The sequence below is a fragment of the Vagococcus sp. JNUCC 83 genome (assembly GCF_053667615.1).
In genome coordinates this window covers 103,733-128,225 of record NZ_CM132204.1, presented here as the reverse complement: position 1 = coordinate 128,225, position 24,493 = coordinate 103,733, and the positions used below count along the sequence as shown (strand labels likewise).

24 protein-coding genes are annotated in these 24,493 nt (G+C 34.3%); 9 read left to right on the top strand and 15 right to left on the bottom strand.

Annotated features, from left to right (window positions below; translation table 11 throughout):
• Positions 1 to 72: 72 nt before the first annotated feature.
• From JNUCC83_RS00630 to JNUCC83_RS00615, 4 genes are all read right to left on the bottom strand, one after another.
• Complete coding sequence (locus tag JNUCC83_RS00630) at positions 73 to 1,026, bottom strand: DHH family phosphoesterase (RefSeq protein ID WP_454460338.1); 954 nt, start codon at positions 1,024 to 1,026, stop codon at positions 73 to 75.
• Between the two features lie 10 nt (positions 1,027 to 1,036).
• Positions 1,037 to 2,353, bottom strand: coding sequence for a DRTGG domain-containing protein (locus JNUCC83_RS00625; RefSeq protein WP_454460337.1), 1,317 nt, complete (start codon positions 2,351 to 2,353; stop codon positions 1,037 to 1,039).
• A gap of 307 nt (positions 2,354 to 2,660) precedes the next feature.
• Positions 2,661 to 4,334 carry a ribonuclease J gene (locus tag JNUCC83_RS00620; protein WP_454460336.1) on the bottom strand — a complete coding sequence of 558 codons (1,674 nt, stop codon included), beginning with the start codon at positions 4,332 to 4,334 and terminating at the stop codon, positions 2,661 to 2,663.
• A 250-nt stretch (positions 4,335 to 4,584) separates the two neighbouring features.
• On the bottom strand, positions 4,585 to 6,012 hold the full coding sequence (locus JNUCC83_RS00615) for an aminotransferase-like domain-containing protein (protein ID WP_454460335.1): 1,428 nt from the start codon (positions 6,010 to 6,012) through the stop codon (positions 4,585 to 4,587).
• Between the two features lie 122 nt (positions 6,013 to 6,134).
• Here JNUCC83_RS00615 and thiD point away from each other — a divergent pair, with 122 nt between their 5' ends.
• Positions 6,135 to 6,980 (top strand): bifunctional hydroxymethylpyrimidine kinase/phosphomethylpyrimidine kinase, encoded by an 846-nt coding sequence (gene thiD / locus JNUCC83_RS00610; protein ID WP_454460334.1) that lies wholly within the window; start codon positions 6,135 to 6,137, stop codon positions 6,978 to 6,980.
• Entirely contained in the window at positions 6,964 to 7,515 is a 552-nt protein-coding gene (locus tag JNUCC83_RS00605; RefSeq protein ID WP_454460333.1) for an ECF transporter S component, read from the top strand. The genes thiD and JNUCC83_RS00605 overlap by 17 nt, the downstream gene beginning before the upstream one ends.
• Positions 7,516 to 7,529: 14 nt before the next feature.
• On the opposite strand, the gene nhaC is transcribed toward JNUCC83_RS00605, so the two are convergent.
• The 5 genes from nhaC to rpmG all read right to left on the bottom strand — a co-directional run bounded on the left by nhaC (position 7,530) and on the right by rpmG (position 11,185).
• Positions 7,530 to 8,909, bottom strand: coding sequence for a Na+/H+ antiporter NhaC (nhaC, locus tag JNUCC83_RS00600; protein WP_454460332.1), 1,380 nt, complete (start codon positions 8,907 to 8,909; stop codon positions 7,530 to 7,532).
• Between the two features lie 349 nt (positions 8,910 to 9,258).
• Positions 9,259 to 10,119 (bottom strand): alpha/beta fold hydrolase, encoded by an 861-nt coding sequence (locus tag JNUCC83_RS00595; RefSeq protein WP_454460331.1) that lies wholly within the window; start codon positions 10,117 to 10,119, stop codon positions 9,259 to 9,261.
• Positions 10,120 to 10,182: 63 nt separating this feature from the next.
• On the bottom strand, positions 10,183 to 10,725 hold the full coding sequence (gene nusG / locus JNUCC83_RS00590; protein WP_454460330.1) for a transcription termination/antitermination protein NusG: 543 nt from the start codon (positions 10,723 to 10,725) through the stop codon (positions 10,183 to 10,185).
• A 105-nt stretch (positions 10,726 to 10,830) separates the two neighbouring features.
• Complete coding sequence (gene secE / locus JNUCC83_RS00585) at positions 10,831 to 11,007, bottom strand: preprotein translocase subunit SecE (protein ID WP_454460329.1); 177 nt, start codon at positions 11,005 to 11,007, stop codon at positions 10,831 to 10,833.
• Between the two features lie 25 nt (positions 11,008 to 11,032).
• A complete protein-coding gene (gene rpmG / locus JNUCC83_RS00580) occupies positions 11,033 to 11,185 on the bottom strand; it encodes a 50S ribosomal protein L33 (RefSeq protein ID WP_071457484.1) in 153 nt (50 codons plus the stop codon).
• Positions 11,186 to 11,346: 161 nt separating this feature from the next.
• On the opposite strand from rpmG, the gene cbpA reads away from it, so the two are divergent.
• Positions 11,347 to 11,991: a cyclic di-AMP binding protein CbpA gene (gene cbpA / locus JNUCC83_RS00575; RefSeq protein WP_454460328.1), complete on the top strand. Its 645-nt coding sequence runs from the start codon at positions 11,347 to 11,349 to the stop codon at positions 11,989 to 11,991.
• 48 nt (positions 11,992 to 12,039) lie between these two features.
• Here cbpA and JNUCC83_RS00570 read toward each other — a convergent pair whose 3' ends face one another.
• Positions 12,040 to 12,558, bottom strand: coding sequence for a QueT transporter family protein (locus tag JNUCC83_RS00570; RefSeq protein WP_454460327.1), 519 nt, complete (start codon positions 12,556 to 12,558; stop codon positions 12,040 to 12,042).
• A gap of 151 nt (positions 12,559 to 12,709) precedes the next feature.
• Between JNUCC83_RS00570 and JNUCC83_RS00565 the strand changes: the two genes are divergently transcribed.
• Together JNUCC83_RS00565 and JNUCC83_RS00560 are read left to right on the top strand one after the other, a co-directional pair.
• Positions 12,710 to 13,171 (top strand): GNAT family N-acetyltransferase, encoded by a 462-nt coding sequence (locus JNUCC83_RS00565; protein WP_454460326.1) that lies wholly within the window; start codon positions 12,710 to 12,712, stop codon positions 13,169 to 13,171.
• Positions 13,172 to 13,215: 44 nt separating this feature from the next.
• Positions 13,216 to 14,169, top strand: coding sequence for a diacylglycerol/lipid kinase family protein (locus tag JNUCC83_RS00560; protein ID WP_454460325.1), 954 nt, complete (start codon positions 13,216 to 13,218; stop codon positions 14,167 to 14,169).
• Between the two features lie 27 nt (positions 14,170 to 14,196).
• Here JNUCC83_RS00560 and recD2 read toward each other — a convergent pair whose 3' ends face one another.
• From recD2 to JNUCC83_RS00540, 4 genes are all read right to left on the bottom strand, one after another.
• Positions 14,197 to 16,725, bottom strand: coding sequence for an SF1B family DNA helicase RecD2 (gene recD2 / locus JNUCC83_RS00555; RefSeq protein WP_454460324.1), 2,529 nt, complete (start codon positions 16,723 to 16,725; stop codon positions 14,197 to 14,199).
• Positions 16,726 to 16,751: 26 nt separating this feature from the next.
• Positions 16,752 to 17,369: a histidine phosphatase family protein gene (locus JNUCC83_RS00550; protein ID WP_454460323.1), complete on the bottom strand. Its 618-nt coding sequence runs from the start codon at positions 17,367 to 17,369 to the stop codon at positions 16,752 to 16,754.
• 11 nt (positions 17,370 to 17,380) lie between these two features.
• Positions 17,381 to 17,884, bottom strand: a complete 504-nt coding sequence (gene trmL / locus JNUCC83_RS00545; protein ID WP_454460322.1) for a tRNA (uridine(34)/cytosine(34)/5-carboxymethylaminomethyluridine(34)-2'-O)-methyltransferase TrmL — start codon at positions 17,882 to 17,884, stop codon at positions 17,381 to 17,383.
• A 197-nt stretch (positions 17,885 to 18,081) separates the two neighbouring features.
• On the bottom strand, positions 18,082 to 18,942 hold the full coding sequence (locus JNUCC83_RS00540) for a methyltransferase domain-containing protein (protein ID WP_454460321.1): 861 nt from the start codon (positions 18,940 to 18,942) through the stop codon (positions 18,082 to 18,084).
• A 115-nt stretch (positions 18,943 to 19,057) separates the two neighbouring features.
• Here JNUCC83_RS00540 and JNUCC83_RS00535 point away from each other — a divergent pair, with 115 nt between their 5' ends.
• Complete coding sequence (locus JNUCC83_RS00535; protein ID WP_454460320.1) at positions 19,058 to 19,699, top strand: copper homeostasis protein CutC; 642 nt, start codon at positions 19,058 to 19,060, stop codon at positions 19,697 to 19,699.
• A 138-nt stretch (positions 19,700 to 19,837) separates the two neighbouring features.
• Here the strand turns inward: JNUCC83_RS00535 and msrA are convergent, their stop codons facing one another.
• The gene (gene msrA, locus JNUCC83_RS00530) at positions 19,838 to 20,353 is read right to left on the bottom strand and encodes a peptide-methionine (S)-S-oxide reductase MsrA (RefSeq protein ID WP_454460319.1); all 516 of its coding nucleotides are present in this window, start codon (positions 20,351 to 20,353) and stop codon (positions 19,838 to 19,840) included.
• 175 nt (positions 20,354 to 20,528) lie between these two features.
• Between msrA and JNUCC83_RS00525 the strand changes: the two genes are divergently transcribed.
• The 3 genes from JNUCC83_RS00525 to JNUCC83_RS00515 are packed head-to-tail and all read left to right on the top strand — an operon-like array spanning position 20,529 to position 24,438.
• On the top strand, positions 20,529 to 21,593 hold the full coding sequence (locus JNUCC83_RS00525; RefSeq protein ID WP_454460318.1) for a DUF871 domain-containing protein: 1,065 nt from the start codon (positions 20,529 to 20,531) through the stop codon (positions 21,591 to 21,593).
• Entirely contained in the window at positions 21,586 to 22,482 is an 897-nt protein-coding gene (murQ, locus tag JNUCC83_RS00520; protein WP_454460317.1) for an N-acetylmuramic acid 6-phosphate etherase, read from the top strand. The genes JNUCC83_RS00525 and murQ overlap by 8 nt, the downstream gene beginning before the upstream one ends.
• A 12-nt stretch (positions 22,483 to 22,494) precedes the next feature.
• Positions 22,495 to 24,438 carry a glucose PTS transporter subunit IIA gene (locus JNUCC83_RS00515; RefSeq protein WP_454460316.1) on the top strand — a complete coding sequence of 648 codons (1,944 nt, stop codon included), beginning with the start codon at positions 22,495 to 22,497 and terminating at the stop codon, positions 24,436 to 24,438.
• Positions 24,439 to 24,493: the final 55 nt, after the last annotated feature.

Sequence of the window (24,493 nt, the reverse complement as noted above, 5' to 3'; positions counted from 1 at the left end):
TGTTATTAATTAAGTAAAAAAAACTCTAAAAACCTAGAAGATTATCTATCTAAGTATTTAGAGTTTATATGCTTATTTTATTTTATATTCACTAACAATTGTTTTAATTTCTTGGAACATCTCTTCTACTTCATCCATGTCTTTGGCATTAGCACCACTAGCTAAAGGATGGCCTCCGCCATGATGACGTTTAGCAATGCCATTAATAACAGGTCCCTTACTTCTTAAACGAACTCTAAAGAAGCCCTCTCGTTGTTCAACAAAAATCGCCCATGACAATATTCCACGAATTTTACCTGGTAAAGGAATAATCGCTGGAGTTTCAGAATCAACCACATCAAATTTTTTCAGTGCTTCTTGAGTTAACAACACCATAGCTGCACCATTTTCATCAGAAATCATGTTTTCATAAATATACCCTGACAATCTTGATATTTTTTCGTCTACTTCATCCATATAACGACTTAACTTTGCAGCATCAAATGAGTAACTCGTTAATTGGCTAGCTACCCATAATGTATGAGAAGTTGTCGCTGGATATAAAAATCGTCCAGTATCTCCTATAATCCCTGCATAAAGTAATCTAGCTGCATTGTCAGTCATTTTCAACTCATCTTTATGTGCATCATAAAAATCAAAAATGATTTCACTTGTGCTACTAGCAGTCGTCTCAACCCATGATAAATCACCATAAGGCTCATCATCTGGATGATGGTCTATTTTGATTATTTTTTTTCCTAAAGCATATTGTTCACCACTAATTCTCGGCTCGTTTGCTGTATCTGTTACAATAACAAGAGCATCTTTATACATCTCATCACTCACGTCATCCATTGTGACTAAATAATCTAAATCATGTACAGGTCCACCAACTAAGTAAATATTTTTTTCAGGAAAACTTGCTTTTAAAATTTCACCCAAACCACCTTGTGAGCCTAATGCGTCTGGGTCTGGACTTTGATGTCTATGGATCATAATCGTTTTATATTTTTTTATTTCTTCTAAAATTTCTTGACTAATTGGCATTATTTTCCTCCTAAATTGGATCCATCAATTGACATACTGCAATCGCCTTAGCAGAAACAATATTATCTTTAAATACGCTCACTTCAACTTTTCCAGAACGTCTTCCCACTTCGATAACTTGTGTACGTATTTCAATTTCACTATCCATTTGTATTAATTTAAAATAATATAAACTACTCTGCTCAATGACTGAATGAAAGTTGTAACGTGAGAGCATAGTTGAACGGACCACACTAGATATAATTTGATTTAGCACACCAAATGATAGCGTTCCTAAATTATTAACCATTTGAGGTGTTACAACAAAAGTAAAGACTGCATCACCACTTTCTGGCAATTCTTTTTCAACAATTTGATTAGTAATATGATCAGTCAGTTTATGTGCCGCTTGTGGTTGTTTTTGAGCAGATTGAACAGTACGCATCACATCTTGCCTTGAGATGATGCCAACAAGAGTCAAATCATCCTCCACCACTGGGATAATTTCTAAGCCATCCCATATCATTTGGTGGCCAATACTTGCCACACTCATATGGGCTTTTGCATGCCGTGGATCTTTTGTCATCACCTTTTCGATAGACTGCGTTAAAGATTTATCAGCCACATCTTTGGTCGTTACCATCCCTACAAGACGGTTTGACTTATTAACCACTGGAAAACGTGTATAGCCTGTTTGCTCAACTAGTTTGAAGTAATCTTCCACCGTATCTTTTGTGGTCATATAACTTGTCTCATCTTCAGGTGTTTGGATGTCTTCTACTAACACAATATCCTTTTTAATCATTTGATCACTAATCGCACGGTTAATTAACGTCCCCACAGTAAAGGTATCATGTGATGTTCTTAATATAGGCATTTCGACTTTATCTGCAAGTGCTATAATCTCTTTAGTTACGTCAAATCCACCCGTTAATAGTACCGCCGCACCATTATTCAGTGCCAGCCTTTGGACGCCTTCTCTATCACCAACAATCATCAGTGCGCCTGGCGTGATGTAGCGCAACATACTTTTTTCCGTCATCGCACCAATAATAAATTTATCTAATGGCTTCTTTAATCCTTTTTTTCCAGCTAACACATCACCATCAATAATTTTTACAATCTCTTTAAACGTTAAATTTTTTATATTTTCTTTTGTTTTTTTTTCAATTCTAATCGTTCCAACACGTTGAATGGTTGATACAAGACCAACGTTTTCCGCTTCTTTAATTGCCCGATAGGCGGTTCCTTCACTTACACCTAACATTTTAGCAATGCCTCGAACAGATATCTTATCTCCAACTGGCAATGACTCGATGTGTGCTAAAATTTGATCATGCTTCGTCATGCTCATAGGTATCCCCTTATTGCTTTTTTATTGTTATAACTTTTTGAAAAAACTGTACTAATACAAATTCTTTTGTAATGCTTATATTTTATCATAAAACCTATTAAAAATACATTTGATTGCTATAACAGAAAATAAAACACTTGTTTTTCAAAATGAGGATAACTAAAACACTTATCAAATTAATGAAGAAATCCAGAATGAAAAAACCATTGATTATCCAACTTTTCAACTGATAGCAACAAACCAACCGATAAAAAAACACGGCACTGGATACAATATCCCGTAACGTGTTTTTAACAATTAGTTATTTTCTTTTTTGACTAGATTCCATAATGACTGGTAGAATAACTGGACGACGTTTGGTTTGTTCGTATAGATAACGACTCATTTGGTCTCTGATCTCTTGTTTTAGGATTCCCCAATCGAAATCTTGTTTCTCAAGGTTTTCTAAAACAACGGCTTCAACAATGTCGCCACTTTCTTTCATCAAGTTATTACTAGATTTCATATAAACAAATCCACGTGACGTAATTCTAGCTGGTGAAATAATTTTCTTTTCCCGACGATTAATGGTAATTGCCGCAATAATAATACCATCCTCAGACAATATCTTTCTGTCTCTTAAAACGATATTCCCTATATCACCGACACCTAAGCCATCAATCAATACATTCTCAATTTCAATTGATCCTGTCATCCTTAGACGACCAGTTTCAAATTCTACAATATCCCCTAGACCCAATATAAAGATGTTTTTAAATGGAATACCTACTTCATTTGCCAACTCAGCGTGCTTAGCCAACACTCTATATTCTCCTTGAATTGGGATAAAGAATTTAGGTTTCATCAGGTTAATCATTAATTTTAAATCATTTTGGTTGGCGTGACCAGATACCTTTACTGTATCAGAAATCGTTTGAACAGTTCCCCCTGCACGATACACCATGTCTTCTGTTTTTGCGACCATTGTCTCAACAGCTGTTGACGGTGTAGTTGTGATATAGATTAAGTCGCCTTCTGTGATGCGAATAAAACGGTGACGCCCACTCGCCATTTTCTGTAATGTATTTAACGGCTCACCCATACGACCTGTTTCTAAAATAACTAGTTCATGTGGCTCTTTTTGTTTCATTTGTTTTTCAGTAATAATCAACTCATCATTTGGTAAAGTCAACTTGCCTAAACGAATAGCTGTTCGAACAATTTGCTCGACGTCTTTTCCTGTTAAAACAACAAAACGCTCACTTAAATAAGCTGCATCAAATACCTGTTGGATACGTTGTAGATTACTTGCAACACTAGCAACAATAATTCTACCTTCCCAATATCTAAAAGTATCCACTACTTCATCAGCCACTTCATTTTCAGATGCTGATAAAATATTGCTCTCAGCATTTGTAGAATCACTCAATAACGCCAGTACACCTTTTTTACCAATCTCAGCTAGTCTAGCAAAATCTGTTTGATACATTGGACTGGCACTTTGGTCAAATTTAAAATCACCTGTATAAACAATTTGACCTTCATCAGTTGTCAACACTATTCCCATTGAGTCTGGAACTGTATGTGTGGTTCTAAAGAAGCTAACCTCTGATTGAGCAAACTCAATAATGGTATTCTCATCAATGACATGAAAATCATTAAAATCTTTAGTGTTTGGATAATTTTTAACATTGATTTTTGCTAACTCTATAGTTAACTCTGAACCAAATACTGGCACGGATACTTTTTCCAAAAGATAAGGTAGCGCACCAATCGCATCAGCATGGCCATGACTTAAAAATACACCTGCAATTTTATCTTGACGTTCTACTAGATAAGAAAAATCAGGAATAACCATATCAATTCCTAATTGTTCATTTTCTGGGTATTTTAACCCACAATCCATCACAAAAATTTCTTCTTCTATCTCTGCAACATAAATACTTTTGCCGTTTTCTCTAACTCCTCCTAAAGGAATTATTTTCACTTGACTCACTAATTCTCCACCTCAATTATGCTATATGAATGAATCAATATAGCCTCTTTCATTATTTTTCTTGTTCACGATCCATATTTATCAATACATTCACTAAAATAATTGCTTACTTGATACTCACACGAATTATTTTTCAATCGATAAATTTTTACACGTCTTAAGTTGATACCATTTTATCATAAAAAACAAAAAATTTCTGTAAGATATACTTTCTCTTATATTTATTATCACACTATCTCTATTTTCTTGTTTAGTTGCTCCAATGTTTAGCTATTTCCTCTAACCTCATCATAAATAAATCCATCTCTTCATGACCTATCCTTGCTACGTTAATACGACAACTTTGAGCAGAATGTGTCACAGTAAAACTTGGCAAAACAGCTATGTTTTTATCGATACATATCCACCAATCTTCTGCTGTTAATGTCCTTCCTTTAAAAGTCAGCCAGATGTAATAACCTCCTTTTGGTAAGGTATAAGAAAAATACTCTCCTATTTTTTCTTGTAGTTTTCCTATAAAAATAGCCACTTTATGCTTTAATAATTGTTGCAACTCGGTCAATTTTTTTAAAAACTCGGAATCATCAAGAGCGTATGACGCCATTACTTGTGGAAAAATATTTAATTGTGTTTCATACTCATCTCTTAATTTCGCCACCTCATCTAAAACATACACTGGTGCTTCTATCCATCCTAATTGCATACGACTGCCCAATATTTTTGAAATCGACCCAATGTATATCACTAACTGAGGTGATAGTTCTTTTAGTAATGGTAGTCTATTAGGAGAATCATATGATAGTTGACCAAATACATCATCTTCAATAATCGGAATACGGTATAGTTCACACAATTCAATTAATTTCTTTCTTCTTGGCATACTCATCGATGTACCTGTTGGGTTTTGAAAATTTGGATTGGTTAAAACCAGTTGGATACTTGCTTTCTTTATTTGTTCCTCAAACTTATTTACATTAAAACCATCTTGATCTACAGGAATACGAATCACTTTTATCGACATGGCCGTTAAAACAGAAATACCATTAAAAAAAGACGGATCCTCTACCACTACTGTATCACCTGGTTTTAACAAGGCTTGAATAAGTAGCACCAGACTCTGTTGTCCTCCAGCTGTAAGCATCAGCTCATCTAACTTAGGCTCATGATCATACATCGTGTGAACTAACTTCGCAATATTTTTTCTAAGAGGAACGTATCCTAGCCTTGAGACATCTTCAGACAAAAAGGTTTGCCAATTAACATTGGGTAAGTTGATATTTGGAATCATCTTGTAAGGCAATTCACCTGTAAAGCCGTCCAAGACATCTTGGCTTTCTCTTGCTATGATTTCTTTCATTTTCATCATGTAATGTCGATGTTCATGATTTTGATTATTAAATTGAATCCTATCTTTAAAATGATCGATTTTTTGCTCTTCAGTCTGACCAATCACATAAGTACCACTACTCGCTCTCTTTTCAACAAATCCCTGTGCATTTAACTCATCATACGCTCTGACCACTGTACTCCGATTGACTGCCAACTTTTCTGCTAATTCTCTCTCTGAAGGAAGTCGCTCATTTTGATAGAGTATCCCCTCATTAATTTGATAAATAAGTTGATTCATGATTTGACGATACAATGGTGTACTTGATGACTTGTTTATATTAATCTCCAAAAAAACACCTCTTTACATTCAAGTATATCACAACTGGATGGGTCCAATTTTTTAAAATTGGATGTATGTTTTATTAATCAACATGATAAAATTTAATACAACATACACAAGGAGTGGACACTATGGTAAAAAAAATATTAACAGTTGCTGGCTCCGATGCTGGAGGAGGCGCAGGAATCCAGGCTGACTTAAAAACATTTGAAGAATATGGAACGTTTGGACTTAGCAGTATCACAAGCATTTTAACTGTTGACCCTCAAACAAAAACACCTTCTATTTACCCAATTCCAACAGAAATAGTTGAAAAACAACTTGAAACAGCTTTTTCTGGAGGATCATTAGACGCACTAAAAATTGGCCTATTAGGAAGTTTGCCTGTCATTGATTTATTAGAACATTACTTAACAAAAGAACATCAATCACATATTGTTTTAGACCCTGTAATGGCTGTCAAAACTAATAATGATGTCTTACAACCCGATTTGGTCGATGCCATGATTAAAAAATTAATTCCTTTAGCAGATATCATCACACCAAATCTAGTTGAAACACGTATTTTATCTGGCATAGATGTCATAGAAACTGAAGACGACATGAAACAAGCGGCCCTAAAAATATATGAGCTTGGTCCAAAAGCGATCATTATTAAAGGTGGAGCACGTTTTAAAGGTCGAACAGCAACTGATTTATTTTATGACGGGGATGACTTTATGTTTATTCATGAAGACAAATTAAATACTCATACTAATCACGGAGCTGGTTGTTCTTTTGCCGCAGCGATTACTGCCGGAATTGCTAAAGGTTTGGGATTAAAATCTAGTGTAAAATTAGCTAAAACATATGTAACAAGTGCTATTAAACATGGCATTTATCTGAATGACTTTACAGGTTATGTGTGGCATGGCGCCTTGCAAGAAGCAACAAATCGAATGACTTTAGGAGATGATAATCATGGTAACAAGTTCTAGATGGAGTATAAAAGAAATAACATTGATGGGGTTATTTGCCGCACTAACAGTAGTTGGGACAAGTATCCGTGTGCCACTTCCCGCCCTTGTAGGAAATCCATTTTTCCACTTTGGGTTACCTATTCTTTCACTTGCTGTTTTAACATTAGGTTTTTTTAAGGGCTCATTAGCTGGAGGAATTGGTTTTGCAATTTTTGATGTTTTAAATGGTTTTGCAGCTGAAGCTCCTTATTTTATTTTAGAGAGTTTTGTAGTTGGTGGTGTATTAACACTAGCTTATCATCGTTTTCAAAAATATGACAATAAAGTATGGTTTATTCCTGTCATTATGACAATTGCAGCTATTGCAAAAATTACAATGACATTCCTTAAAAACTTAGTTATCCAACTTATGATGGGAAATACGTTTGGCGTGTCTGCTTTTGCCAGTTTTTCAACACTTTATATTACTGTTATTAACGCTATTGCAGCCATTATCATTGTGTCATTACTTTATAAGCCGGTAAAAGCTCTTACAAGTAAAATGTTGTACTAAATAAAAAAGTTGCCCTAATCGGCAACTTTTTTTGTGTATCTTACTCCAATTCCTGTTAGGGCACTTACTATAGAAAATACTGGTGACAATAAACTAAAGAAAACAAATGGCATATAACTCATTGTTGGTACACCAAACGTGTTCGCCACAAAACTACCAGCAATCCCCCAAGGAATCAAATAATTTATAACAGTTCCTCCATCTTCTAATGTACGACTCAATACAACTGGATCTAAATCCATTTTTTTATACACATCTTTAAATGCATTTCCTGGCAAAATAACTGATAATAATTGTTCACCAATAAAAATATTCACCCCAATACTAGATAATAAACTCACAATAATCAGTTGTTTTGGTGATGTTAGTCTAGTTGATAAAGCATCAATAACTGTTGTCACAAGTCCAATTCTCATTAGGATACCACCAAGTGATAACGTCAAAATAATAAGTAGAACAGTAAACGTCATACTATTGATTCCACCACGAGTCAATAACATATCAACCTGCTCATTACCAGTTTTTGAGACAAACCCATTTTCAATAACATTTGCTAATTGAACTAAATCTATTTCCCCTTGTTGAATCACAATCATCCCAACTGCAACGACTACATTTAATAAAATTGTCATGATAGCCGGTAGTTTTTTCCATGCACAAATGAGCATCAATAAAATCGGAATAAGTGACCACATGGATATGTAAAAATTTGATTCAAGTACTTGTGTCACTTCTTTGACATTTGATAATTCAGCTGTTGTATCTGATTTTCCAATCACTGTAAATAAAATTAACGATACTAAAAATGCCGGAATGGTTGACCACATCATGTTTTTAATATGATCAAACAAATCAGCTTCGACAACAGCCGAAGCTAAATTAGTAGACTCTGACAATGGTGACATCTTATCTCCAAAGACAGCTCCTGAAGCTATCGCTCCAACAATCAATGGAGGATTTAACCCTAATGTTACACCGATACCAAAGAAAGCTATCCCAATTGTTGACATTACCGTAAAGGCACTTCCAACCGCACTTCCTACAATCGCACATACAAGAAAAATAGATGGAATAAACCATTTTACACTTAATAATTTGAACCCTATCACCATAATTGTTGGAATGATTCCTGCTTGTATCCACACAGCAATCAGTGCCCCAACTAATAAAAAGATAAAAATAGGAATAACTCCTGGTTTTAACCCACTCACAATACCTTCATTTACCCATTCCAGTGGCATTCTTCTGATTACCATATAGCCAATCGTTATAGCTATCGCAAATAAAATCACGACATTCGGTGACAATTTAAATACAATAACGCCCATCGAAATACAACATAAAATGATTAATAACACTAAACTTGCTTCTAACAAGCCTATCTTTTTTTTCATGATTTTTCCTCTTTTCATTTAATAAGTTGATTAATTTATTAAATAAAATGATATCGTATCATCCCACCACAACTCATCACAATTCTCCCTTTCTATAATAAAAAAATCGCCCTTATGTTTTAAAACATAAGGGCGACTTTTTCGCGGTACCACCTTAATTTAAAGATAGTCCATCTATCTTCATCTCTTAATTTATTATTTAATTATGGCATTTTAAGTGTAATTCGGTGAATAAGTTGGTTCGATTTGCAGCATCCATCGACTTTCTTAGCACAGTTCTTATTCCCTACTTGCAAAAAATGTAAAACTTTCATTCATATTATCGAGTTATCAGGTAAAAGTCAATACTTTATTTTTTATACCATAAAAATTGACTAACTAGTGTATCAACGTCACTGTTTTCATGAAGGCCACTATGATCAGCCCCTTTTCCCTCAATTACCTCAACTGAAATAGGATTACCATTTTGTTGTACCATAGAATTAATAGCAAGAGCACTACTTAGAGGCACTGTTTTATCACTTAAATCATCATCAGATATTTTCCCAGCTATTAAACAAACATCCACATCAATAGGCATACCTGCTTGTTCGTTTTCATATAATATATAGCGTTCACTTTTCTCACTTGGACCATTTGCTAGTAAGTTATCTAATGTTTGATTGTCCAATGTATCTAAAAACTCATTAAATGGAGAACCGATAGCAATAAATTTCTTAATGCTTGGTAGCTCATTGTTACGACCATCTTGTAGTAAATATCTAAATCCACTAATCCCTCCCATTGAATGACCCACTAAATTAACTTCTTTGACACCATATTCTTGTTGTAAAAACACTAGAACTGATTTTATCCATGCCGCTTGTTCCCATTCATTGTTACGATTGTCTTCAAACAATACTTGAACCATTGGATTATTATCTGAAAAGCTGTCAGATGTTCTATCTACATCAGTTAAAATTTGTCCATTGCTTGCTACAGTTATGACAAGTGATTTAGTAGCTATTTCTTGTTTTTCAAAACGCTTAATCATCCCACCAAAAGAATACTTCCCTCCACCTGCTCCATGTATAAAAACTGTTGGTGTATTTGTGTAGTCAATGGCTGTTTCTTTTTCCGTTTCAGTCAAAGGAGCAGGAGCTGTTTTTAAGTGACATCCTGTTAACATCGTAAAACATAAACTAATCATAATAACAACTAATTTTTTCACACGTCCTAGATCCCTCCTTTTATATAAAATAAGTGAAAAGAAAAACCGATAAGAATATCGGTTTTATAGTTTATCTACTTGATCAAAGTCTAACTCTGTACTTGTTTCGCGACCAAACATATCAATATTTACTTTTAATTTTTGTTTTTCTAAATCGATTTCTGTGATTTCACCTGTTAATCCAGAGAAGGCACCTTCTGTAATTGTCACAGTTTCACCTAATTCAACATCTAAATCTGTGACACGTTTGCTCATTCCTAATTTTCCTAGAATATGAGTAACTTCTTCAGGTAATAATGGGGCTGGTTTACTTCCTGCTCCGTGAGAGCCGACAAACCCTGTCACTCCAGGTGTATTACGTACAATATACCAAGACTCATCTGTCATCGTCATTTCCACTAAAACATAACCAGGAAATGTTTTTTTAGCTGTTATTTTTTCTTGACCATTTTTTATTTCACGTTCTTCCTCTTCTGGAACAACTACTCGAAAAATAAAATCTTCCATTCCCATGCTTTGAGCACGAGATTCAATATTTGTTTTCACTTTATTTTCATAACCTGAATATGTATGTAATACGTACCACTGTCTTTCAAATGACTCCACAGAATTCAACCATCCTTTTCATGATAAAATAAAAAAACCTCAGAGAGCCGAAGTTTTTCTTTCAACTTAATTGTAACACTGAACAACGCTTTTTTCTAGTAATTTCTACAAGCCTTTTAATCCTAAGTATGAAATTTTTGCTAATAAGAAGTCAACTGCTGCAAAGAATAACGCAAATAAGATTGTTGATTGAATCACTGTAATTACATCTTTTACTAATTTTTTACGAGTTGGCCAAGTAACAAGTTTCATCTCTTCAATAACACTTTTAAAGAATTTCATGATTAAACTCCTCCTAAATAAATCTCTATTTTGTTTCTTTATGTACTGTATGCTTTTTACAGTACTTACAGAATTTCTTTACTTCTAATCGTTCTGTACGCTGTGAATCACTAACTGCTTTTGAGTAATTACGCGAACCACAAACCGTACACGCTAATGCTGATTTTTTTTGTGCCAAGGGTAGAATCCTCCCACTGTATTAATAACTTTTAAATTATAACGTTTTATGAAGGGTTTGTCAAACTCGTTCATTTACTGAACAGGTTTATTGTTCTTTTGTTTCAGTGTTTGTTTATGGTATTATTAGGATGTAATGAAAAATGAAGGGAGCCACACATTATGTTAATTGAATCAGTCTGTATACCTAAAAGATTACTAACGACTGTTAGTGAAACTTGTACGCTAGAAGATGCGTTAAATATCTTAGAAGAGTCTGGTTTTCGCTGCGTCCCTGTACTTGACGAAACAGGAAAATTTTTTAGAGGAAATATCTATAAAATGCATATCTATCGTCATAAAGCGAATGGCGGTGACATGAGTTTACCAGTCACACATTTAATAAAAAATGCAACAAAATTCATTCATTTGAATTCATCATTCTTTAAAATCTTTTTTACCATTAAAGAATTACCATACATCGCTGTATTAGACTCAAATGACCAATTTTATGGTATTTTAACTCATAGCAGTTTACTAGGTATCTTATCTCAGTCATGGAACGTTAACGAAGGACGCTTCGCATTAACGATTGCCTCAACTGGTCGAAAAGGTGACTTGGCAAACATGACAAAAATTATTTCAAAATATTCTGATATTGCAAGTTGTATCACATTAGATGTTGGTCGTGACGAGTATATTCGTCGCACAATCATCACTCTACCAGCTGATACTGATAAAGAAACGTGCGATTTAATCGTTAAAGCTCTTGAGAAAAAAGACTTTTTTGTTGCCCAAGTAGAAGACTTGAAACAACCATTAAGTTAAAAAAAGCCAGTAAGAAAAATTTCTTGCTGGCTTTTTTATGTCTATTCATTAAAATTTATCAAAGCGGACTACTTTATTGATTGAGTACATAATTGGCGCTGAAATACTCATAATAATTAACTCACTTAAAAATAGCGAGCCATATGTTGCCCAAAAGAACCCAGAGCCGATTGATTGATTAGATAACATACAAATCATAATAGCGATTAACACCATACTCGTAGAAAATGCAATAATATTAATAACCATTCGTTTTTTCTCACTCTTAATCCATTTAGCTGATAGAGCTGTAATACTTAACGCTAACAACGTTTGTCCACCACCAAATAGCACATCCATCATGCCACCTTCAGCAAAAAACAGATTAAAAAAAACAACACCTAAGAGTACACCCCATAGTAACTTTTTGTTAAAGACCACCAGATGGTTTAAGCTTTCTGATACCCTAAATTGGATTGGACCTTGGGCAATCGGGGCAACTACAAGAGTTAAAATCACATATAATGCTGCAATTAACCCATTGACAACTAGAACAGTTGTTTTCGATTTTGATACAGATTTTTCCATTTTTATTTTTCTCCTTCCTAGTTTTGATATCGCAGGATGGTATGAATGAACTGCGGTTATAAAGCATAACGATATTATCCTACCCTTTGTTCTACAAAATGTCAAAATTTTTGGTATGATGGGTAAAGACTAACAAAAAAGGAAGAATTTTATGTCCGTCAAAATTAAAGCAATAAATACTCTATCAACCATACATTTTTCACTACTTTACGAAGCTGATCCTAGTAGTGAAATGATAAACTTATATATTTCTCGTGCTTTTTTGTTCGAATGCCTTTATAATAATAAAATTGTAGGAATTATGACATTAGATAAAAAAGATGACTCTACCATAGAAATTATGAATATTTCAGTTGATACCAACTATCAAAATAAAGGGATCGGAACGACATTTCTATCTTTTGCCGACTGTTTTGCTAAAGAAAATCACTACTCTGTACTTGAAGTTTGCACAGGTTCTACAAGTATCTGGCAACTTTATTTTTATCAAAAACACGGATTTCGGATTATTGATGTCCAAACTGATTATTTTACTCATCATTATAAAAACGATTTATTTGAACATGGGATTCAATTAAAAGATCAACTACGTCTCCAAAAAAGACTTCAATAAACTAATCCATTTTTTAGAACCTGTCACTATTAAGGAGTTGCTCTATGAAAAATTTAACACTGCATCTATTAGTCAATCAACAGGCAGGGTCTGGTAAAGGGGCTAGACAATGCAAAGAGGTCAAAAGGCAATTAACCAAAAGAAACCTCCCTTTTCAGACCTATCTAACTAATTATGCTGGACACGAAAAAGAGATAGTCGAAGGCCTCTTATCTGGCACATTAAAGCCATATGAAGAAGATGAACCTCTTACTGATTTATTAGTTGTTCTTGGAGGTGATGGAACACTTCATGAAGTTGTTAATGCTTTGAAACACTATCCTGAAATTCCTATTGCCTATATTCCCAGTGGTTCTGGAAATGACTTTGCTCGTGGGGTTGGTATTCCAAGGAAAGTCAATCAAGCACTCGAACGTATATTAAATACAACGTACCCTAAATCAATTAGTCTGATGCAAGCCACCGACATACACTCAAATGAAACTAGACTTATTTTGAATAATGTTGGTGTTGGCATTGATGCAAAAATTGTTGCAACAGCTAACCATTCAAAAGCCAAATCCTTATTAAACCAATTAAAATTAGGCTCTTTATCATATGTCAGTGCGGCATTTTCATCGATTTTCAAGCAACCGTCATTTCCTTTAATTGTTGAAGCAAATGACGATAAGCAAGAATTTAAAAAAGCTTTTTTGTGTACCTCAACCAATCACCCTTATTTTGGAGGTGGTGTTGCGATTGATCCAACTGCTTCAGTTTTCACTGATGATATTCACTTAATTGTTGTTGAGAAAATTTTTCCATTATCTTTAGCATGGCTAATTATAAAATTATTTTTTAAACAGCATCTCACTTCACCACATTTACATCGTTTTATTGACTCTGAATTAATATTAACTTGTCCTGTACCACAAAATGGACAAGCTGATGGTGAAGAACTTGGTGAACGAGAATTTAAACTACACTTCAAAACCACACACCGTTTATTTTGGGTATAAAAATAAGCCATGGATATCAACCATCGCTTATTTTTTTTGATTAAAATCATAGGGAGAAACTTCCTCCATCCCTATCATAGGGGAAATCGTTTGATAATTTTCCATTGTTAAAATATAGTATTCTTTTGTTTCTTGTTCTTCGTTTTTCTCGACTGACTCTTTATCAAATAATGACACTGTCTCCACTACTTGTTTTTCTGGCAACTGAGCCGTCGTTTCTTCAACAACGTGAGTTAATGATTCTTTTACACTAGTTATTTTTTCTTGTAGGTAATCCTCTTCATCCTCTAGCTTTTGTTCTAACGTATCATCACTCTCTCTTAGGCGCTCGGCTAAAGTTGTTTGTCTTTCAATCGTTTGACTTTCAATCGCTCGTATGAATGCTTCTGGTTCACCTAGCAAAATCAAAAAATCTCGACTTCTTGTGACAGCTGTATACAATAATTTTCGTTGGAGCATCCGACCGTATTGGTTGACCAAAGGTAATATAACCATTTGAAATTCACTACCTTGAGATTTATGGATAGAACACGCGTAGGCTAATGTAATTTTTTGCCACTCGTTTCGTTTGTAAACCACTTCTGTTTCATCAAACAATATCGTTAATTCATCTACCTTATCTTCTGTGTCTTTTCCATAAGTGATACCAACAATTTCACCCATATCACCATTGAACACATTAACTTCCGGACTGTTAACTAAATGGAGAACTTTGTCACCAATTCGATAAACTTTATCCAACCATTTAACTTCTTTTCTCTCACCTGTTTCGTTACCATTTAAAATTTGCTGCATCATAATATTTAATTGATCAATCCCAGCTTTTCCACGATACATAGGTGCTAAAACCTGTACCTCTTGATTTGAGAATCCTTTAACCTTCGCTCGTGTGACAACCTGTTCAACAACTGATTCTATTTGATTAACATGACATGAAATAAACGAACGATCTTTTTTGTTTTCAGTTAAATCACTTGGCACCTCACCATTTTTGATATGATGTGCTAAAGATATAATAGAAGACCCATCATCTTGTCTATAAATATCAATCAATTCTTTTTTAGGTATGTCCTCTACTCTTAATAAATCTGTCAATACTTGTCCAGGACCAACAGATGGTAATTGATCTTTATCCCCGACAAAAATAACTTGCATATTATTTGGAATAGACTTTAATAATGTATTGACTAGCCAAGTATCAACCATTGATAATTCGTCAACAATCAACAAGCCACCTTCTAACTCTTTTGCTGCTTCGACACCATCTTTTTCTCGACCGGTAAGTCCTAATAAGCGATGAATCGTACTAGCTGGTAATCCTGTCATGTCATTCATTCTTTTTGCAGCTCGTCCTGTTGGTGCAGCTAATAAAATAGGGAAAATTTTTTGTGTATAATCCTCTAAATTAAGAGATAAACCATTTAGTTCAGCATATAACGTCACTAACCCATTAATGACAGTTGTTTTACCTGTTCCTGGTCCGCCAGTTAAAATAAAAAAATGTGACATAATCGCTTCTTCCAAAGCTTCTTTCTGACTTTTACCATAAGTTATATTGTTTTGTTCTTCAATCATCTTTATGGTGTCATTAATTTCTTTTTGTTTGTAAGGCAATTTTTTCTTTTTTTCTAGTAAACGATTAATCGATGCGGCCGTTCCTATTTCTGAAAAATACAAGGATTTTTCAAATAAGCGAGTCCCCTCTTGAATGATGACTCCTTCTTCCGACAAATTAATCACTTCGTCAGCCACTAATTGTGGTGAAATTTCGACAGCACGACTACTTTCTAAGACGTTGATAGAAGCTTCAAGTAACTGTCTAGCCTCCATATACGTGTCTCCTGCATTGAGGCATCCTTGGTAAAGCTCATGAATAAGTGCTGCTCTTATCCGTGCTGAGGACGTCGCAGATATTCCCAACTTATCAGCTAACATATCTGCCTTTTTAAAGCCAACACCTTCAATATCTTCAACTAACTGATAAGGATTGTCTTCAATCACTTTTAGCGTATCAGCTTTATAAAATTGGTAAATCGCAAACGATAATTGATTTCCAAATCCATAACGATTTAACCCAACAACAATTTGCTCCATCCCATAATTTTCTCGTAAAGAAGCGACTAATACGTCTTTCTTTTTTTTATTTAGGCCTGGTACTTTATCCAATAAATCAGGATTATCCAGGATATCATCGATTGCTGTTTCACCCAATTGTTCTATAATAGTCTGGGCGGTTTTTTTACCAATACCTGGAAATTTACTACTAGATAAATAATTAACTAACCCTTCTGTAGAGGTCGGCTTATCTTGTTCATAACGTTCAACTTTTAATTGCTCACCATATTTAGGATGATTCACTACCTCGCCATAAAAACAATAAGGCTCACCTTCTTGTATCTGACCAAATGTTCCAGTGACAACAATCTCATCACCATCATAAGTTGTATTAGTCTCTTTTACTTTGACTAACATCACTTTATAAAAATTTGTCGCATTCTCAAAAAAGATGGCTTCAACATTCCCTTTTAAAAAAAGGGTGTCTTGTACGTCGTCCATTGTTATCACCTCAACATTTCATTCGTTTATAAAAAATCTGTATTATTCCAAGCATCTAACGTAAATTGACCATCGTCGTAAGACAAAATAGTGACACTGTTATTATCTAACATACCTTCAACTTCACGTATTTTTTCAATTGGCACTCCTAGTAATGTCCTCATACAAGCAATTAACATCGCACCATGACCCACAAACAACAATGGCCCTGTATCAGTTTCTTGTATCGCCTCTTTTACAACGCGAGTGCTTCGGTCAATCATTGAACGATAATCTTCACCACGAAAAGCTGAAGGATCATACTTATCTGGATGATTTCTCAAGTAAAACATTTCATCAGGAAAACGTCGTTTAGCTTCAGTAAACTTATCTCCCTCTAAATCCCCAAAACTAAGCTCGACAAAGCCTTGTCTTTCATACATTGGGATAGTTGTGTCGAACTGTGACACAATTCCTTCAGCCGTCTCTTTAGCACGTTTAATTGGACTAGTATAAATAGCCTCAAATGGAATATCTTTTAACGCTAAACCACATTTTTTCATGTCTTCATAACTTTGTGGTAATAATGGTGAATCTTTAATCCCTTGTAGTCTATCATCTAAATTCCATTCTGTTTTTCCATGACGCACAAAATATAATTTCATTTATTCGACTCCTAACTTAATTTGTCATTATCATAAATATGAACCGTTTCTAAATTAGGGAATGCCTGTTGTCTTAAAGCTTCATATACCACCAAGGCAACCGTATTCGATAAATTAAGCGAACGCACATGTTCATCGTTCATTGGTATACGAATACATTTTTCCTCATTGTCTCTCATGAATGTTTCAGGCAATCCCGTTGTTTCTTTTCCAAATATAAAAAAGTGATCACGTCCATCATCATATGTTACATCACTATAAGTATGTCTAGCAAATTTTGTCACAAGGTGAAGTGGAGACTCCCCTATGGTTTCTAAAAAGGCTTCCAAATTTTTATGATAGGTAATATTCACATCGTGCCAATAATCTAATCCAGCACGTTTTAAGTGTTTATCATCGGTTGAAAATCCTAACGGTTCAATTAAATGCAGTGGTGAATTAGTCGCTGCACATGTTCTAGCTATATTTCCAGTATTTGCAGGTATTTGTGGTTCAAATAATACGATATGGTTCATTCTTAAGGTCTCTTCTTTCCTAATTTTTTGCATAAAAAAAACGTATCGTCTCGGTGTTAATCCACTGCGAGTCGCTACGTTGGCGGTTTGCCATCTCACCAACTTTTATCAGAACAGGAATCTGATAAAAACCGCTGAAAATGACTTGATGTTATTGTAGCATTATCGCTTTGAAAAAACAACCATACTTTTGCAAATCATCGTTTTTTCCCAACCAATATTTTCACATCGACTGTTAGTTTCTGAAAATAACTTTCTTTTGCTCTTATTTTAGCATCTTCACTTGCTCCCCAATGAATCGGTGACATCATCAAGATATCTTGAAAATCCTCTTGCTCAAAGAAGAAATCATAGGTCACTCGTTTTTCTTCTAGCAAGCACATATCTTTTAAAAACTTTTGATAGACTTTTTGATTGCTATACTCTTGTTTATTTTCAGAATCATAGTAAAAAACATCTCTTAATTCCTTTAAATAGTAAGACTCTGGGATGACTTTTATAACAAGTCCCTCACTTTTCAACACTCGGCTCATTTCTTCATAATGACTAGGTGAAAAAATATTTAAAAGAATGTCAATACTGTCATCTTTAAAAGGCATATTAGTCACGTCCCCAATAAACCAAAACGCTTCTTCCGAAAAATCACTTGATAATAGAACACCTTCTTTAGACAAATCAAAACCTATCGCATGACTTCTTATAGAATGTTTAGATACCAATCTTTCTAACACACTTCCCTCACCAGACCCCATATCGACAACAACATCAACATGATGTTGTCTAGAGATAATGCTTGCAATCTCTTTTTCTATTGGTTCGTACAATCCTTTTTGAATCATTTTTCGTCTATGTAATAGCATTTCCTTATCATAGTCACTTGTCATATGATGAAGCGGAAAATGGATGGTACCTTTTTTTGACAAGTCAAAATGGTGGTTTGATTGACACACTAAACCACTCGTTGATAACGCGAACTCATTTTGACATTTTGGACATTGAAATACCATAAGACTGTTTTCTAAATGATTAAATGCATATTCTTTTTTCTTTTTTAGCATATATAAACTCCTAAATAAATGTTAGGACTATCATACCATAATTTTAATCAGTGCATGATTGTTTATGCTATACTATGATTATACTATTGAATTTAAATCGGAGGATTTTTTGGTGATGATTAAAGAATTTTGTGCTGAAAATTTTACAAATATTCCAAAAGCAATTGCTTCAGGAGCAACAAGAATTGAATTATGTGACAATCTAGCTGTCGGAGGGACAACAGTAAGTAAAGGTGTCATGGCTGAAACAATGGCTTATTGCAGTGAAAAAAGTATTCCTGTTATGGCGATTATTAGACCTCGAGGGGGAAACTTTGTTTACACAGATATTGAGTTGAAAATTATGGAAGCAGATATCTTAGAAGCAAGACAATTAGGCGTAGACGGCGTCGTTTTTGGCTGTCTAAATGAACAACATAAAATTGATGAAGAAGCAATGTCAGTCTTACTAGAAGCGGCTGAAGGTATGCAAGTCACCTTTCATATGGCATTTGATTCAATGAGTCGAGACGATCAATTTGAGGCAATAGATTGGCTCAGTGAACGTGGGGTCCAACGTATTTTAACTCACGGTGGCTCTAGCCTTGTTCCTATCGAACAACATTTAGAATACATTAATGATTTAATATCTTATGCAAATAATCGAATTACCATCCTACCTGGTGGAGGTATTTCTCACAAAAACTTAGATACAGTTGCTTCATTTTTAAAAGTAAATGAAGTACATGGCACACAAATTGTTGATTTCCACTTTTAAAAAAAGAATGAACCAAAAGTAACTTTTTAAATGAAAATCACTAAACTAAAAAAACAAAAATCCTATGAAATCAGTCTTTTAATAAATTGATTTCATGGGATTTTTCTATTTAAGACTTTTGGATCAGCCTCTTTTTATTTACCAATTTTGATTAATAAATTTATCTCTGCCAGATGCTTGACGATAGTTTTGGTAATGTGATCTATTTTTTTTATAAAAATCTTGATGATATTCTTCTGCCGGATAAAAGACTTGCGCTTTTTCAATTTGCGTCACAATTGGTTGATCAAATTTTCCACTTTCTTCAAGTTGTTTCCTAGATTCTATTGCAACATTATATTGTTCTTCATTGGCATAAAAAATGACTGGGCGATACGAGTCTCCTCTATCAACAAATTGTCCCATCGCATCTGTTGGGTCTGTTTGATGCCAATATATTTCTACTAACTGCTTGTATGATATGATTTCAGGATCAAATGTTATCTCCACAGCTTCTGTGTGTCCTGTTGTTCCACTACAAACTTCTTCATAGGTAGGATTTTCTTTGTGCCCTCCTGTATAACCAGATACTACTTTTATAATTCCTGGTAGCTCATCAAACGGTTTTACCATACACCAAAAGCATCCGCCAGCAAAAATCGCTTTTTCTTCCATTAACTCATCACCTCATTTAGTTTTTTACAGTTTAAACAATCTTTTCCAATTAGTCACTTAATATGTTCATGAAATAAAATTTTTTTTTTTATATATTATTATTGAAAAAAAATTCCATTAAGATATAATAGGGTTACGTAAATTGAAAGCGAACCCAAAAAGGAGGTTTACAACTATGTTTGGTTTTTCTATTTTTTTGAACCAATCTTTAACAAACGAAAAGAAAAAATATATAGAAAAAATGAAAGCAATCGGTTTTTCTGGGATCTTCACTTCTCTCCATATTCCAGAAGACAATGTGACTGCCTATCACTCCCGACTCACTGAACTTGGACTCGAAGCAAAAAAAAACTCCCTAAGTTTAATGGTTGATATTTCAGGTGATGCTTTGACTAAAGCTGGATTTTCTATGAAAAACATTGAAGAATTAAAAAGTATTGGCATAACAGGTCTTCGAATTGACTATCATATTTCAAATGAATTAATCGCACATTTTTCCCATCATATCACTGTGGGTTTAAATGCTAGTACGATTACACAACATGATATTAATGAACTAATCAAACACAAAACAAATTTCAAGAACTTAGAAGCATGGCATAACTACTATCCTCGCCCAGAAACAGGATTAGATAAAACATGGTATTTAGGAAAAAATCAATGGTTAAAAGAAAATGGATTTACTATTCAAGGTTTCGTTCCAGGTGACGATGATTTACGAGGCCCACTTTATGAAGGATTACCTACACTAGAAGAACATCGTTATATCCATCCTCTAGCAAGTGCTCTAGATTTAGCCAATCAACTCACTGATTTCATTTATATCGGAGATGGTGGTTTAAACGAAGTAACACAATCTCAGTTTAAAGAGTTTTTACAAAATGATACTCTAATTCTCCATATTGATACCATTGATGAAGAATTTAACTCTCTATTTATTGGTCAACATCACAACCGCCAAGATGAAGCACGCGATGTGGTAAGAAGTGCGAATGCACGATTTAAGCAAATACCTAATATTCCCAAAAAAAAAATCCTACTACGCTCAAAAGGGAGTGTGACGTTAGATAATCACGAGTATTTACGCTATATGGGAGAATTACAAATTACCAAAGTTAACTTACCTAAAGATGAAAAAGTAAATGTTGTAGCTCATGTAGTTAAAAAGGATATTCACTTAATAGACCATATCAAAGCAGGCATGAGTTATGAATTAAGAAAGGATGATAATAATGAGTAAGATCGATTTAACTAATTTAACTACTGAACAACGTAATCAAAATACATTAGGTTTAGATACGATGAGTGTCAAAGAAGCTCTTTTATTAATGAATAAAGAAGATGAAAAAGTACCCGATGCGATTAAAAATGAATTAACTAGCATTGAACCAGTAATTATCCAAACGATTAGAGCCTTTAACCAAGGAGGACGTCTTATTTATATGGGGGCTGGTACAAGTGGCAGACTGGGTGTGTTAGATGCAGCTGAATGTGTCCCAACTTTTGGTGTTAATCCTGATATGGTAGTTGGATTAATTGCAGGTGGGGAAAAAGCCATGACTATCGCAGTCGAAGGCGCTGAAGATTCGATGGAATTTGGTAGAAAGGATTTAGTTGATTTAAATTTATCAAAACAAGATATGGTCATTGGAATTGCGGCAAGTGGTAGAACTCCATACGTAATTGGCGGACTCAACTATGCTAGAGAATTAGGTGCAAAAACTGCCAGTTTGTCTTGTAATAAAAATGCGCTGATTAGCCAAAGTGCTGATTTTCCAATTGAAGTCAACGTTGGCCCAGAAGTTTTAACAGGATCAACTCGACTAAAATCAGGAACGGCCCAAAAGCTCATTTTAAATATGATTTCAACTATTAGCATGATTGGGATCGGCAAAGTCTTTAATAATTTAATGGTCGACGTAAAAGCAACCAATGAAAAACTCGTAGAGCGTGCAAAACGCATTATTATGCAAGCAACAGAAGTTGATTATGAAACGGCTGAAACGTACTTTTATGAAGCAAATGAAGATGTCAAATTAGCTATTGTTATGATTTTGACAAATAGTAGCAAAAATGAGGCTATGGACAAATTAACTCAGGCTAAAGGTTTTATAAAAAAAACATTATAAAGGAGAAACACTATGGCAAAGAATGAATTAAGTTTAAACGAATTATCACAACAAATATATGATCATGTTGGTGGCATGAGAAATGTTGTCTCTGTTGTTCACTGTATGACACGTGTTAGAATGACTCTTAAAAATCGTGATTTAGTTGATTTAGATGGTTTAAAAGCTATTCCTGGTGTACTGGGAGTAGTCGATGATGAACAACTACAAATTATCATTGGACCAGGAAAAGTTAATAAAGTAGCTAAAGAGATGGTCGATATGGCTGGTGTTGATTTAGGAGAAACTTTCCCTGAAGCCCATTCAGGAAAAGAAATGGTTAATGAAAAAGCCAGAGAAATGAAAGAATCTCAAAAAGCCAAACAAAAACAATCTACCTTAAAAGTCATCCTTAAAGACATTTCTAACATTTTCGTTCCTATGATTCCAGCTTTTGTCGGTACTGGGATTGTTGCAGGGATTGCTGCTATCCTAACAAACTTAGTAACTGCTGAAAGTATTAATGGGGAAACTTGGCAACAGTATATTGACGTCATGAACATTCTAAAAAATGGGATGTTTGGTTATTTAGTTATCTATACTGGTATTAACGCTGCTCAAGTATTTAAAGCAACGCCTACTTTAGGTGGGGTCATCGGTGCTGTTGTCATGTTAACAGGTATGAACCCTGAAGTTCCTCTTAAAAATCTCTTTACAGGACAAGCTCTTTCTCCTGGTCAAGGGGGTATTTTAGGTGTTATCTTTGCTGTTTGGTTACTTTCTATTGTTGAAAAAAGGTTGCATAAAGTCATTCCTGATTCGATAGATATTATTGTCACTCCAACTTTATCTTTGATCATTATTGGATTAATTGAAATATTTTTTATTATGCCTCTTGCTGGATTTATTTCTGACGGCATGGTTGGTGGTATTAACTGGGTACTAAACATAGGTGGTGCATTCTCTGGATTTATTTTAGGAACATTCTTTTTACCAATGGTGATGTTTGGTTTACATCAAATATTAACACCTATTCATGTCCAAATGATTAATGAGACAGGACAAACGATGCTACTACCGATTCTAGCAATGGCAGGTGCTGGACAAGTCGGAGCTGCCATTGCATTATGGGTTCGATGCAAAAAGGACAAAGAATTAACTGAAATGATTAAAGGAGCTTTACCTGTTGGAATTTTGGGTATTGGTGAACCTTTAATTTACGGCGTAACCTTACCTTTAGGTCGTCCCTTTATTACCGCGTGTATTGGTGGTGGTATTGGTGGTGCTGTTGTCGGATTGATTGGAAATATTGGCGCGATTGCTATTGGCCCTTCTGGTGTAGCGTTAATCCCATTAATCTCTAATGGTAGATGGTGGGGATATGTTTTAGGTTTACTTGTTGCTTATGTTGGTGGATTTTTAGCTACTTATTTCTTTGGTATTCCAAAAGAACAATTAGAAAAAAACACCTTAGCAGAAACAACGAAAGATATTATTGTCCAACCAACTAGTCAAGTAAAAGAGGTTAGTTTAACTTCTATTGCAAATGGTGTAGCTCATACATTAGAAGAAGTGAGTGATCCTGTATTCCAAGAAAAAATGATGGGCGATGGTTACTTTATTGATCCAAGTAATGGTCATATTTATTCTCCAGTTGATGGAACAATTACCACTATTTTCCCAACAAAACATGCCATTGGTATCACAACAACTAACGGACTAGATATTTTAATCCATATGGGAATTGATACTGTCAATCTTGGCGGAAAACCTTTTAATATTAGAGTAACACAAGGTCAAAAAGTGAAACAAGGTGACTTATTAGCGATGGTTGATTTAGAGCAAATTAAAGAAGCGAAAAAAGAAACCTCTATGATTGTTGTTTTAACCAACATGGATGATATTGACACCTTTATTTTAACAAAAACAGGTACTGTGACATATACAGACCATCTTTTAAATGTAAAAATGACATAACGAAAAGAGGCTGACACAAAAATAACTTTTTAAATAAAAATCACCTAACTAACAA

Coding starts and splice junctions, on each gene's coding strand:
- JNUCC83_RS00630 (WP_454460338.1), bottom strand. CDS start 1,026: ATGCCAATTAGTCAAGAAATTTTAGAAGAAATAAAAAAATATAAAACG.
- JNUCC83_RS00625 (WP_454460337.1), bottom strand. CDS start 2,353: ATGACGAAGCATGATCAAATTTTAGCACACATCGAGTCATTGCCAGTT.
- thiD (WP_454460334.1), top strand. CDS start 6,135: ATGGTAAAAAAAATATTAACAGTTGCTGGCTCCGATGCTGGAGGAGGC.
- JNUCC83_RS00605 (WP_454460333.1), top strand. CDS start 6,964: ATGGTAACAAGTTCTAGATGGAGTATAAAAGAAATAACATTGATGGGG.
- nhaC (WP_454460332.1), bottom strand. CDS start 8,909: ATGAAAAAAAAGATAGGCTTGTTAGAAGCAAGTTTAGTGTTATTAATC.
- secE (WP_454460329.1), bottom strand. CDS start 11,007: ATGAAATTCTTTAAAAGTGTTATTGAAGAGATGAAACTTGTTACTTGG.
- cbpA (WP_454460328.1), top strand. CDS start 11,347: ATGTTAATTGAATCAGTCTGTATACCTAAAAGATTACTAACGACTGTT.
- JNUCC83_RS00570 (WP_454460327.1), bottom strand. CDS start 12,558: ATGGAAAAATCTGTATCAAAATCGAAAACAACTGTTCTAGTTGTCAAT.
- JNUCC83_RS00565 (WP_454460326.1), top strand. CDS start 12,710: ATGTCCGTCAAAATTAAAGCAATAAATACTCTATCAACCATACATTTT.
- JNUCC83_RS00560 (WP_454460325.1), top strand. CDS start 13,216: ATGAAAAATTTAACACTGCATCTATTAGTCAATCAACAGGCAGGGTCT.
- recD2 (WP_454460324.1), bottom strand. CDS start 16,725: ATGGACGACGTACAAGACACCCTTTTTTTAAAAGGGAATGTTGAAGCC.
- JNUCC83_RS00550 (WP_454460323.1), bottom strand. CDS start 17,369: ATGAAATTATATTTTGTGCGTCATGGAAAAACAGAATGGAATTTAGAT.
- trmL (WP_454460322.1), bottom strand. CDS start 17,884: ATGAACCATATCGTATTATTTGAACCACAAATACCTGCAAATACTGGA.
- JNUCC83_RS00540 (WP_454460321.1), bottom strand. CDS start 18,942: ATGCTAAAAAAGAAAAAAGAATATGCATTTAATCATTTAGAAAACAGT.
- JNUCC83_RS00535 (WP_454460320.1), top strand. CDS start 19,058: ATGATTAAAGAATTTTGTGCTGAAAATTTTACAAATATTCCAAAAGCA.
- msrA (WP_454460319.1), bottom strand. CDS start 20,353: ATGGAAGAAAAAGCGATTTTTGCTGGCGGATGCTTTTGGTGTATGGTA.
- JNUCC83_RS00525 (WP_454460318.1), top strand. CDS start 20,529: ATGTTTGGTTTTTCTATTTTTTTGAACCAATCTTTAACAAACGAAAAG.
- murQ (WP_454460317.1), top strand. CDS start 21,586: ATGAGTAAGATCGATTTAACTAATTTAACTACTGAACAACGTAATCAA.
- JNUCC83_RS00515 (WP_454460316.1), top strand. CDS start 22,495: ATGGCAAAGAATGAATTAAGTTTAAACGAATTATCACAACAAATATAT.